The sequence below is a fragment of the Sporosarcina contaminans genome (assembly GCF_042679045.1).
In the GTDB taxonomy this organism is placed as follows: Bacteria; Bacillota; Bacilli; order Bacillales_A; family Planococcaceae; genus Sporosarcina; species Sporosarcina contaminans.
In genome coordinates this window covers 15259-27791 of record NZ_JBHTLT010000036.1, presented here as the reverse complement: position 1 = coordinate 27791, position 12533 = coordinate 15259, and the positions used below count along the sequence as shown (strand labels likewise).

At 40.8% G+C, this 12533-nt stretch carries 12 protein-coding genes; all 12 read right to left on the bottom strand.

From position 1 onward, the window contains the following. Positions 1–124: 124 nt before the first annotated feature. The gene (locus ACFQ38_RS07570) at positions 125–409 is read right to left on the bottom strand and encodes a DUF6958 family protein (RefSeq protein ID WP_336822881.1); all 285 of its coding nucleotides are present in this window, start codon (positions 407–409) and stop codon (positions 125–127) included. Positions 410–605: 196 nt separating this feature from the next. Further along, complete coding sequence (locus tag ACFQ38_RS07565) at positions 606–1796, bottom strand: glycine C-acetyltransferase (protein ID WP_336822882.1); 1191 nt, start codon at positions 1794–1796, stop codon at positions 606–608. 75 nt (positions 1797–1871) lie between these two features. Beyond that, entirely contained in the window at positions 1872–2954 is a 1083-nt protein-coding gene (locus tag ACFQ38_RS07560; RefSeq protein ID WP_336822883.1) for a hypothetical protein, read from the bottom strand. A gap of 559 nt (positions 2955–3513) precedes the next feature. Further along, positions 3514–4152 carry a YczE/YyaS/YitT family protein gene (locus ACFQ38_RS07555; protein WP_336822996.1) on the bottom strand — a complete coding sequence of 213 codons (639 nt, stop codon included), beginning with the start codon at positions 4150–4152 and terminating at the stop codon, positions 3514–3516. Between the two features lie 99 nt (positions 4153–4251). After that, positions 4252–4743, bottom strand: coding sequence for a Cys-tRNA(Pro) deacylase (gene ybaK, locus ACFQ38_RS07550; protein ID WP_336822884.1), 492 nt, complete (start codon positions 4741–4743; stop codon positions 4252–4254). A gap of 734 nt (positions 4744–5477) precedes the next feature. Further along, complete coding sequence (locus ACFQ38_RS07545) at positions 5478–5954, bottom strand: hypothetical protein (RefSeq protein WP_381480262.1); 477 nt, start codon at positions 5952–5954, stop codon at positions 5478–5480. Between the two features lie 231 nt (positions 5955–6185). Continuing rightward, positions 6186–6713, bottom strand: coding sequence for a hypothetical protein (locus ACFQ38_RS07540; RefSeq protein ID WP_381480261.1), 528 nt, complete (start codon positions 6711–6713; stop codon positions 6186–6188). 135 nt (positions 6714–6848) lie between these two features. Further along, positions 6849–7313, bottom strand: coding sequence for a hypothetical protein (locus tag ACFQ38_RS07535; protein WP_381480260.1), 465 nt, complete (start codon positions 7311–7313; stop codon positions 6849–6851). Positions 7314–7361: 48 nt separating this feature from the next. Beyond that, positions 7362–8609 carry an aminopeptidase gene (locus ACFQ38_RS07530; protein ID WP_381480259.1) on the bottom strand — a complete coding sequence of 416 codons (1248 nt, stop codon included), beginning with the start codon at positions 8607–8609 and terminating at the stop codon, positions 7362–7364. Between the two features lie 234 nt (positions 8610–8843). Further along, positions 8844–9440 (bottom strand): hypothetical protein, encoded by a 597-nt coding sequence (locus tag ACFQ38_RS07525; protein WP_336822889.1) that lies wholly within the window; start codon positions 9438–9440, stop codon positions 8844–8846. Positions 9441–9543: 103 nt separating this feature from the next. Further along, positions 9544–11709, bottom strand: a complete 2166-nt coding sequence (locus ACFQ38_RS07520; protein WP_336822890.1) for a DNA topoisomerase III — start codon at positions 11707–11709, stop codon at positions 9544–9546. Positions 11710–11910: 201 nt separating this feature from the next. Continuing rightward, positions 11911–12474 (bottom strand): NADPH-dependent FMN reductase, encoded by a 564-nt coding sequence (locus tag ACFQ38_RS07515; RefSeq protein WP_336822891.1) that lies wholly within the window; start codon positions 12472–12474, stop codon positions 11911–11913. Between the last annotated feature and the right edge of the window lie 59 nt (positions 12475–12533).

The following is a 12533-nucleotide window of genomic DNA, read 5'->3' as shown; positions in this document are numbered from 1 at the left end:
ACGGCCAACAGGAAAGGGGGACTTTAAAAAATGAAAAAAAGTGAAATTGAGCGAGCTCAATTTCACTTTTTTCTTATTTAAAGCTAGTTATGTCCCAGCCTCTTTCGAATCCAATATTAAGTTGTCAGCCTACATACTTCACAAAAAGTTGGCCATTGTGCATAGGACATTCCAAAAGTCCCCTTGCCTCTAAATCCGTTACAACTGCTTCCATATACCACTTGTTATTCCCGTCAAATGGCGTTAATCTTCTTAAAGTCTTTTCCGATAGCTCTTCAAATGAAATCATGCCAGCATCCTTCACTATAAAGAGCATGATTTTTTTGATTTTCTCATATCTGAACTTTACAATGACGGCGCCTTTCTTACCATTCGATTGTAATAGTTGGACGCTCTCGTTGTAATGCACCCGCTTCACTCCTATTTACATTATCTCCTCTGCCTATACCCTTTTCACTTTATTATATGCATTTTTTTATTGTTTATCGGAAAATACTTGTTTATTTAAAACGAATAAAATCCGTCATCGTAAAAAGCAATAAAAGGTATAACAAAAAAGCAGAAGCGCCGTCCAATAATGGCAACGCTTCTGCTTTTTTATCCTTTTACGAAATGACGCCTAATTCTTTTCCTACTTTTTCATAGATACGCAATGCGTCATCTAACATTTCTTTTGTATGTGCTGCTGTCGGCATGTTACGTACACGTCCTGTACCTTTTGGAACGGTTGGGAAGACGATTGATTTTGCGTAGACGCCTTCCTCAATTAGACGCTTGGAGAATTGTTGTGTCAGTTTTTCTTCTCCGATAATGCATGGCGTGATTGGTGTTTCGGAAACGCCGATGTCGAAGCCTAATTTTTTCAATCCGGCTTTTAAGTAATTGCCGTTGTCCCAAAGTTTGTCATGCAGCTCGGTAGAAGCCATAATTTTGTCCAACGCGCCCATAATTGCTGCAACATCGCCTGCTGGTAAAGCAGTGGAGAATAAAAACGGACGGGAGCGGACTTTCAGCCAGTCAATCAATGCTTGTGTTCCCGCAACATAACCGCCTACTACGCCGATCGCTTTTGATAATGTACCGATTTGGAAGTCGATTTCTTTTTCAAGGCCGAAATGCTTTACAGTCCCTTTTCCTTTACCAGTTACACCAGAACCATGTGCGTCATCCACATATGTGATCAAATCAAATTCCTTTGCAATTTCAACAGCTTCAGGTAATTTTGCAATATCTCCATCCATTGAGAATACGCCGTCTGTAATATACATGATTTTGCCGTACTGGCCCGATTCTGTCGCCTCTTTCGCTTTCGCGCGCAAATCGTCCATATCCTGATGTTTCACACGGATAATTTTCGCACCAGAAAGTCTGCACCCGTCAATGATGGAAGCATGGTTCAATTCATCGGAGAGGATGGCATCCTGTTTATTCATAACAGCAGAAATGGCTGCCATATTGCAGTTGAACCCGGACTGATAGGCAATAGCAGCTTCCGTTCCTTTGAACTCCGCCAATTTTTCCTCTAATCGCAAATGAATATCAAGCGTGCCGTTGATTGTCCGCACAGCACCTGCACCAACGCCGTATTTTTCCGTCGCTTCGATTGCCAACTTTTTCAAATCCTCGTCCGTCGCAAGACCTAAATAGTTGTTCGAAGAGAGGTTGATCAAATCTTTTCCGCCAATTTTTATAATGGGGCCATTCGGGCCTTCAACTGGATCAATTTCATTGTAAAGACCCAAGTCCCTTAATTCCTGTAAATTTTCTTGTAGAAATGCATCTAACACTTTTGACACTGCGATCTTCCTTTCAAACGAGTGATGCCCCCATTTTATCATACAGGAAGCAAAAAATCGCATAAGGAAGCTGCGTTATAGTCCGATCATGCTCGTAAGCCTTTTCGCCTTTTCATCCAATTTTTCTCGAACAATCGCCTGATCCATCAATGTCCTAATTCTGCTTTCAGCCTGCGCAAATGCGTGCATATAGCCGGATGCGTCCAATATCTTCTCTCTATATCTAGCCGAAATTTCTTCAATTTTCTGGTCGGCATCTTTATCTTCTTCACATAAAGGAACAAGATCCAATAATTCATCTGCAGAGCCATCTGGATCATATTCATGGGGCTTTGTTGCATCAAAGAGGCAAACAGACAACTCAGGAAATAATATGAGATCGACACTATTTGGATCTAAGCCGCACCAGCCGTATAACACATCGACTCCCCGTTCTTCCGCTTCTTTCCCTAACGCTTTCAGCAAAGTCGATTTCCCAGAACCGGACAACCCTTTCATCAGTATACGCCGCTTCATCCGATTCGTAATCGAAGGGATAAAATCATGGGACCCGCCCGACGATAAAGAGCCGATAAGCCGATGCGAAACTGCCGATTCCTTATGCAGTTTCATCGTCCCAAATAATTCCTTTTTCAAGGAATCAATCAAATCTGCGTGACGATCCCACATCATACGGTTAATATTCACTTGTTCCCATTCATCATGGATTGTGATTGCCTCTGACAATGAGCGCAACGTTTTTTTCACAGATACCTCCGCTTGATAGAAACTATCGGCAATTTCTCTGTTTCGATCTTTCAATCTTTCCTCATCGTAAATATCGTAAAAACTGATGACCGAATGTCGGCCCCCTAACTCAAGCGGCTCCGCAGACACCGGGTACGATGCTTGCAAAATGAATAAACCGATGTCCTTAACATAAATTGCATCCGTCCTTTCCGGATTAGCTGGATTCATGAACCGGTCAACATCATGCCCCCTTTTCAAAAAATGCGCTGCCGCGTCATTAAGCATAATGGAAATCGCATGAGTCGGCGGGCATTTTAGAAAGATTGTCCTATCCGCAGATGCAATCAATGTGTCATACTTATGCGCAATTCCGTGACCAGTATAGGCAGTCCCCATATATTCCGTAATCGTTCCGTATATAATGATCATCCTTTCCGTTTTTCAAGTCTGCCTGCTACGACTACCATATGCCTAACCAATAAAAAAAAGCACGGCTTGTCTGCACATGCTTCGGAAAAATTTTGCTATAAAGCGCGTAAATTCCTACGCATCACGCTTAATTGATTTTACGTAACTTATAAAATCCGTGCTAACACACATAAGTCAGTTAATAAACGCACAAATGCTAACCCACTCCGCATAATTTCCTGTCAACACGCATAACGCTAATCCAACCCGCATAAACGCCCCGCAAAACTCATAACCCCATACTAAAACGCATAAACGCCCCGCAAAACGCATAACCTCATACCAACTCGCATAACGCTCCCGCAATAAGCATAACCCCTGTAAACCAACACATAAACAAGCTACAAATACCAGTCGCGACTCTTTGAATGCCCAACTTACAACTATAAGTAATTTTTTCCAATACTCCCCAACTTTTCACAAAGTCCGATTCAACAGAGTGGAATGCATTCTAACATTGTTCTTCGTTACGTTTTCACCGCTCCACTTGAACACCAGTAGGCAATAAGTACACACTTATTCATTTTCTCAGCAATACGTCCTCATCTTCTTCACCAACAATTTTCAACAACAGTCTGCGACATTGCGGCAAAGCATAATGAACAATTTGACCAATTAGCAAAGCGATTACAACCGTTCCAATGCCGACTGGACCTCCTAATAGCCAGCCCAAAACAGCAACGATCACTTCAATGCCCGTTCGGACGATTTTAACGCTAATGCCTAATTTCTCTACTAAAATAAGCATCAAACTATCGCGCGGTCCTGCCCCAACATTCGGGGAAACATAGATGCCAACACCGTAGGCCATTACGAGGACTCCAAAAACAAATATAATCGTTTGACCTACCAATGTGTGAATATCCGGCAATAGCCAATTGAATACATCTATAAAAATTCCAATGAGCAGCATGTTTAGCCAAGTTCCTAACTGCGGCCATTGTTTTAGAACTGCAGCTGTTGTCACGATAATAATAAAACCAGTAATAATCCCCCATGTCCCAATCGAGAGACCAAAGTTTTCATACAAGCCGACATGCAGCACATCCCACGGGCCAATTCCGAGACGCTGCCCTTTTATGGTCATCGTTATGCCCAACGACAAAACCATCATGCCGACAAGGAAAAACACCCATCTCCAAATAAATATCTTTCTCATTTGCATTGTACATTCTTCTTTCCATCTACTTGCCATTCAAAAGAATGGCTCATTTTCTACTTGTCTATTGTAGCAGATGTCGAATCTGCATGACATCTACTATTCTTCTTTTACAAGATCATGGAAAGAAGCTTCTGCCGCTGTCAATAAATCATTTGGTTTCAATTTCATCTGTAAACCGACTTTGCCTGCGCTAACGATAATATAAGGCAGTTCCGCTGCAGATTCGTCAATAAAGGTAGGAAATTTCTTCTTCATACCAATGGCAGAACAGCCACCTTTCACGTACCCTGTCTCCTTCGTCAAATCCTTCAACGGCAGCATTTCTAACTTTTTCACACCCGCCGCTTTCGCTGCCTTTTTCAAATTCAGTTCCTCCGCTACCGGGATTATAAAAACGAAAAACTCCCGTTCCGCCATTGTCACAAGCGTCTTGAATACAGTCGAAGCTTCCTGACCTGTCTTTTCCGCAACCGAAACGCCATCCAACAAGCCATCCTCTACATCATATTCCATCAACTCATAAGGGATATTTTCCTTCTCCAACATCCTAACCGCATTTGTTTTAGCCGCTTTCTTCTGCTTTCCCAAAACCCATCACCAACCTTTTTTTGTCAATGAACCTCTTCATATTTCTACATAATTGTAATAACTCACCTATGATTGTCTTACAAAGTTACCAATAGTATATCAACCATCGCAGCTTCATCACAGTAAATGCACAGTTGCTAAAAATCGCTACTTACCCACCATCTTTGCACGGTTTCCACTGTTCGACAAAAGTCCACCACCTTACCGATCCCTTGGCATTTACCATCGCTATCTGACATTAATCATCGGATATCTATATTTCGGAACTTCCCCTACTATTGCTTCACTTAAAAGTAAAGGAGATTCCTAAAATCGATAGCCTATTGGCTGCAAACCTTCACCTTCCACACTTACAACGCCGATTCAATATTAAAAAGCCTTCAGAGAATCCTAACAGGTTGATGGGCGAATAGTAGAATTAACAACGTAAATATCAGGTTATTCAGCAAATAAAAACGCTCAAATCTGAGCGTTTCAGCTTGTTGACAAACGCTCGCATACTGCGTTGCTCGTCTCGCTCGTCCCCTCATGAACCTTAAGTTCTATTCGGGTCTTCGCTCGACTTCGCGCCTTGTCTGGCAAGCGTTTTCAAGCCAAGCTGGGCAAACACTTATCCCATAACTAAAAACCTTTAAAAGACTGTAGACAAAGTGAAAAAATACTTTGTCTACAGTCTGAAACGCTCAAATCTGAGCGTTTTTTTGGCGAACTATTTATTATCTTTGTTTAGCGATTTATTTCTCATGAACTTTTATATAAACACTTCCAAAAATGTCGTCCCCAATATATGCATCTAACTTCCACATTCCACTTTTAGGGAGCGTCATATTTGTTGGGATACGCTGATCTGCACCATTAATTGGGCTAAGATCGGTATTCCCTGACTTTGGAAAAACCGTTATTTCTTCGTCACTGTTTTCGTGGGTGCCTAAAACAATAAAATCACCAATTAACTCATCTTCATTTCCCCAAAAATGCCACATATACTTTTGTGTTTTATCTGGATAAAATCGAACTACTTCGCTATCATCGTAAATAAAACCCAAACGCCCCTCTTCCCCGATCATTGTATAACTTCCTGATTTAAAAAGAGGACTTTCATTCCAATTGTGTTGAATCACTTCTGCTTTTGTTGGCTCTTCATCATTACACCCCACAATAAATAGCGTTAAAAATAATGCGCAAATTAAAATTAATTTTTTGTTGAACATATACATCTCCCTCCATTTTCTTACAATCAAACTGCCCCTTTAGTTGAATAAAAAAAGTCCATTTGTATAATTTGTTAATGTGCTTTTCGTGTCATGATAAGAGGGTTCGGCTTTGACAGCAAAAAATCCTTCTCCACTAAAAAAATTTGTACTAACCTACTTAGGTATAAAAGGTGCCGCCCCCAAAATTGAAGTAAAGCACACGTTCACTAAAAAAACTTCCAATTTGAATCAATAATCAATTGAATTGGCTATATCTAACAAGGCTTCAGGAGTAACTTTATCTGATACCCGTTTATCAATACTTATCATGTATTGCAAATCGTCTATCTCGAAAACAAGCACATTAAATCCTAAAATCGTCATATAGTTGGCTACAACCCCATTTTTTAATTCATAGGTTTTTACTACGTACTTCTCTCTTATAGGAATATAATTCTTTACCGGTCGAACATTAATTTTATAATGATTTTCAGATAGTTGATCATTTATAAATTTCACTTCAAATGCGTCATTCATGTCGCCATCTAAATCACTAAACCTACCAAAATGATGGGTAAAGCTTATTGGTGGTACTCTAAGCGGGAGTTTTTGTTTGAAATGTTGTTCAAAATCGTCCAATGCAGCTTCCACAGTTTTGTAACCTGTTTCGGGATAAATCTCTTCATAAGGACTGGGGTTATCGTTTGCAGTTGCATCTATGGTCAAGAAAAACAACAAACAAAATGATATTAACAATAGCGAAATGAATTTGGTCATTTTTAATCACCTCAAATACTCTTTAGGTGTAGTTTTCCCAGCTTCATTAAAATTATCAAATTGATATTGCTTTGTTAAAATCGCCCCAGTTAGTTTAAGTAGTATAAGCTACCAAACAAGCAATTTTCCTACATACTATTCCTCATCCGTCTTGCTAACGGAATGTACATTCAAAGTCTCACTTACTTGTGTTGCAAAATCGCTTCCCAAGGCCTGAACAGTAATATGGTCGTGGAATATCCTTTCACCAAATTCCCATTCAATGGACCAGCCATCATTCCCATCTATGTCGTAACCAATAAGCGTTCTTCCCCCCCATGTCCCTGTTCCTGTTGGGGTTATCCAAAATAATATTGTTTCAACATTCTCTACTTCTGCGGAGATCGTCATTGCATTCACACCTTCTGGTACAATATGCCAGCCATCCTTTACTTTTAGGTCTGAATCTATCTTTAGAATTTGAGCTTGATCTTCTTTATCGTTAGAATGATCAGTTATACCATCTAAACCTTCTACTGATTGATTTTCAGCGACATTATTACATGCAGATAAAATTAGTATCATCAATAAAAAAAATAAAACCTTTGCATTCTTTCCCATACATACCCTCCATTATTAGTTGCAACATGAAAAGAGCTCTAAAGTAATCTACACATTCCTACTCAGGCATTTATAGATACAAGAAAATTCAAACCTATATTTTCCGTTTTCCATTATTAGAATTTCTTCCTTTTCTAATAATCCGTAGACACTCATGGAGCGATCACCAAACATAATATCTTCATGAACAGCTGATCGATTCATACCTAACTCTGTTAGTTCTTCTTCATTCTTTAAAGGTCCATCCAAAATATTATCAATGTACGCTTGACCTAATGCAATATGACAAGCTGCATTTTCATCAAGTAGTGTACTTTTGAAAGTAATATTAGTTTTAGCAATTCCCGAGTATGCTGAAACAAGGGCAACTTCACCAATCCTATTCGCTCCTTCATCGGTTAGAAGAAAATCAAGAACGACTTGGTGCTGTGGTTCAATTCTTGTAACTTTTCCATTTTCAAAGAATAGCTTTAGATCTTGAATAGTCTCTCCTGCTAAAATAATTGGTTTTGTAATGGAAACATATCCATTAACATGATACTTATTTGGCATTGTCCAAACTTCTTCAACAGGAATGTTTGACATGAATACTTTTCCGTCTTTGGTTGTTTCTGATCCACCTAACCAAACATGGTTTTTGACTAACGAAACGGTTAAATCCGTTTTTTCACTAATAAATCGCAACGCGGAAAATTGAAACTTGTTCAACCTTTTAGCTATATTTTTCAGGATACCATCCTGTTGTTGCCAAGCTGATACTGGATTTTGCTCATTTGATTTTGTTACGTCGAATATATGATTCCATAAAAGTTCGATTGCTTTATTTTCAGGGTGTTCTGGGAAAACTTGCATTGCCCATTCCTTAGTCGGTGCATTGACGACTACCCATTTATGATGATTTTCCATTCCAAAAGATCGGCAAGGACTCATAGCGATTGATTTTGCTTTATTAATTATAGAAGCTCTTTCAACCGAATCGTAATCCTCATCTACAAACGTCGGTGCAACTATTGTTATTGTTGAATAACCAGACTTTGCATAATTCAATTCATTTTCAACTTCGGATTTTGGGAAGCTCCCTAAAAATTCCTCTTTTAGATAACGCACTCGAATCTTTTCAATTTCCGGATCCCGTAGATTAAGTGAAACAAATTGGGCCCCACTCTTATAAGCTTCTTTTGAGATCTCACGAACTAAAGGCAGATGTTCAGAAGAAAAATTGATCTTTATTAAATCACCCTTTTCAACTGCCACCCCAATATTCACTATTATTTTGGCATAGTTATTTAAATACATAAAATGCTCACCACTCCTTTAATTTAAAAGCAAAGACTCACCCCTAAAGATATTCCATTATATTCTGTGTATTTCAACGCGAATTGTGATTCCAATTCATCAATAGAAAGCATCTACATGTTGTTGGAAGAAAAACAGGGACATCAATTCTTATGTGAACTGATGTCCCTGCACTCTATGTTTTAATATTTTCTCCCCATTAACCGAACCCACTATGAGAAGCCTACAGCTTTTTTACGCTGTTCTTGAGAAAATAGGCCATTCGATTGCATAGCCTTTCTTTTTCGCCTCTACTTGGATCGTGTAGGCGGAGATTGCTTTTGTAAATTGCTTTTTCTCTAAGGTTTCGATGCTTCCCACTTTAAAAGGAATATTGACTGATGCCATTTTGAATGGCAACCGCTGTTCAGCAGTAGCCGCATTCAGTTCCGCCTCCGCTTTCCTTTGGATAGAAAGCTGTGCTTCGGTTTCACGGATTTTTGCGGAAGCAGTCGCTGCCAACTGTTGGTCAGCAGTCGTTGGTGCAGGGACGGAAATGGCTTCCCTGCGAACGTCGCGCCAAAGATCAATTGTTTCTTCGAGCGACTTGCCAATCGGCATCGATATTTGTTTCATTTGCCCCGCATCTAATTTTTGAAACTCTTTCGTTTCAACAGGAGCTTCAGGTTCTTGATCTCCACGCAACAATGCCTCTAATTCAGAAAGTGTCTTTTGATTGCGACCATTATACGCCGCTTGGCGATCATATGCAGCTTCGGCATTTCTTCTTCGGATCGAATTATATCTTTGCAGCTGGTCTGCTGCGGATGCGAATGTCATCACGGCATTCATGTCCTGTACCTCCGATCAAATGGGTATCTTTTTTAAAGGTAGATGTATCAAAATTATACCCATTTTTTCCAAAGGCTTATATCGGACAAAAGACTCTAAAAACTTATTTTTCAAATAGTTGCTTTAGCGCATCCGCCAGCGCTGTATTTACTGGTTCTTCCTGTTTTTTTAAGTATTTTTGTACATCTCGCTTATCCGCTTTCTTGCCGCCTGAATTTGCACGCCGTTTTTCGAATGCGGACAATTTCTCCCGGTAGCCGCATTTGCAAACGAAAATACGTCCATCTCCCTCTCCACGTAGCTCCAACTTTTTCTTGCAGTTCGGACAGCGTGCATTCGTCAATGTCGATACATTGCGTCGGTGCCCACATTCCCGATCTTGGCAGACGAGCATTTTGCCACGTTTACCGTTTACTTCCAACAACGGTTTGCCACAATCAGGGCACATTTTTCCTGTAACGTTATCATGGCGGAACTTTTTGTCATCCGTCTTAATTTCCTTTACCGTTTTCTTCGAGAAATCAATCATTTCTTTCATGAACGATTCTTTTTTCATTTTTCCATTCGCGATTTTCGTTAAGCTTTGCTCCCATTCAGCCGTCAAAGCAGGAGACTTCAAATCATCCGGCACTAATTCAAGGAGCTGCCTTCCTTTCGAAGTCGTATAAATGTCATTCCCTTTCTTTTCAATGACGAAGGAGCTGAACAGTTTTTCAATAATATCCGCTCGGGTAGCGACTGTTCCTAATCCGCCCGTCTCGCCAAGTGTCTTGATCAGATCTTTCGATTCGCCAGCCATGAATTGTGCTGGATTTTCCATCGCCGCAAGCAAAGTCCCTTCATTAAACCGTGCAGGGGGCTTTGTCTGTCCTTCTGTCCTAATGATGGCGCGAATTTTTAAGCTCTCCCCTTTTTGGAATGCCGGAAGCCGATCCGTATCTTCTTCTATATCATCGGTGGAATAAACAGCCTTCCACCCTTCATCCGTTACCGTCCGGCCTTTTGCTGTGAACTTCTCGCCACCTGCTTCCAACTCAACCGTCACTTGGTCATAGCGGAACGGACCGAAAAACACAGCTAAGAACCGTTTCACAATAAGGTCGTACAATCGCTGTTCTTTATCGGAAAGACTTTGCATAATCGGCGTCTCTTCTGTCGGTATGATCGCATGGTGATCGGATACGCGCTTATCGTCAATGACGCCCTTTTGCGGTTTAAACGCATTTTTGCGCAACAACACTGAAGTCAATTTGCGGTATGGTCCAATATCAACAGCTTTAATGCGCTCCTTCATCGTTCCCGCCATGTCTGACGTCAAATGCTTGGAGTCTGTCCTTGGATAGGTAACTGCCTTATGCCGTTCATACAAATTTTGGAGTGTCGACAACGTCTCTTTCGCCGACCACGACCACCGTTTATGCGCTTCTTTTTGCAGTTCAGTCAAGTCGAATAAAGAAGGAGCCGGTTGGGATTTCGGCGTCGTTTTCACATCTTTTACCGTTCCGGAATGAATCCCGTCCAAAGCAGCCAATTTCCGATCAATTAATTCTTTGTCGAAAGATTGTGTTTGCCCATCTCCATTTTGCCAAGTGAATTTTACACTTTCCGTCAATGCTTGCATGCCGTAATACGTTTTCGGCTTAAACTCGCGAATTTGTCTTTCACGCTCTGCAATCATCGACAATGTCGGCGTCTGTACGCGTCCTGTCGATAATTGTGCGTTATATTTCACCGTTAAAGCTCTCGTCGCGTTTATGCCGACGACCCAATCAGCTTCCGCACGCGCAACAGCCGCTTCGTATAAATTTTCGTAGGCTCGACCGTCTTTTAAATGATTAAAGCCATCCTTGATTGCCTTATCCGTAACAGATGAAATCCAAAGCCGTTTTACCGGCTTGCGGTTTTTTGCCATTTCTAAAATCCAACGCGCGACCAATTCCCCTTCACGGCCTGCATCTGTCGCGATGATCACTTCATTGACGTCATTACGCCTTAATTGCGCCTTCACCGCGTTGTATTGCTTTGTCGTCTGGCGAATAGGCGTCAATTTGAAAGGGGCTGGAAGTATCGGCAAATGCTCTAACTTCCATTCCTTGTATTCATTGCTATATCCTTCAGGATCCGCATGCGTAACAAGATGCCCCAACGCCCATGTCACAATATATTTTGGTCCTTCTAAAAAGCCATTACCTTTTTTATTACAGCCTAACACCCTCGCAATATCCCGCCCTACCGAGGGCTTCTCGGCTAATACTACTGATTTGGACATAACAAAATCCCCTTTCTACATACACCAATTATACGGAAGAACCGTTCCGATGCCAATCGAATCACAAACGCTCCACATTGTTCACGTAATGGCTGCAACTTAAACGCACCAGTATTTCTCCACAACAAAAACTGGTGAAGAAACAATTTTCGTTTCAACACCAGCTTCAGCCTTACGATTTATTTGAAAGTTATTCGTACATTAATTTTCATCGATTGCGTCTCTTGACAAATCTTTGCTCATTTCTGCATATTTCACAAAGACACTTGCCATTTCTTTTAGACGTTTATGAATTTCATCGTCTGTAATCCGATTGTTTTCATCAAAATGACCTGAATGGGTATAGACATAGTTTGGCGTTACCAGGCATCGGAAATAGTCTAATATTGGCTTTAATTGATTTTCAACAACTAAGTGGTGCTGATATGTACCGCCATTTGCTACAATCGATACCGGTTTATAGCGCATCGTATGCGGATGAAGCATGTCAAACGCATTTTTGAGTACGCCTGGAATCGAACCTTGGAAAATCGGAGTGGCGATAATATAGCCGTCCGCCTCCTCAAACTTCCGAGATAGTTTTTGCATATCTTCATTATACTGCTCAATCGGACGTCCATCGACAAATTGATGGGTATAATCCGATAGACTTACAAGTTCCAACTCATAGCCGCACCCCGTATCTTTTATATACGTGCGGACTTGTTCAAGCACTGCGCCTGTTTTGCTGCCGATAATGGTCCCGTCCACAAACAAAACTTTCACTGAACATCCTCCTCAAAGCTGTTTTCCATTATCCATCGTACCAAAGAAATAGGCCGGTG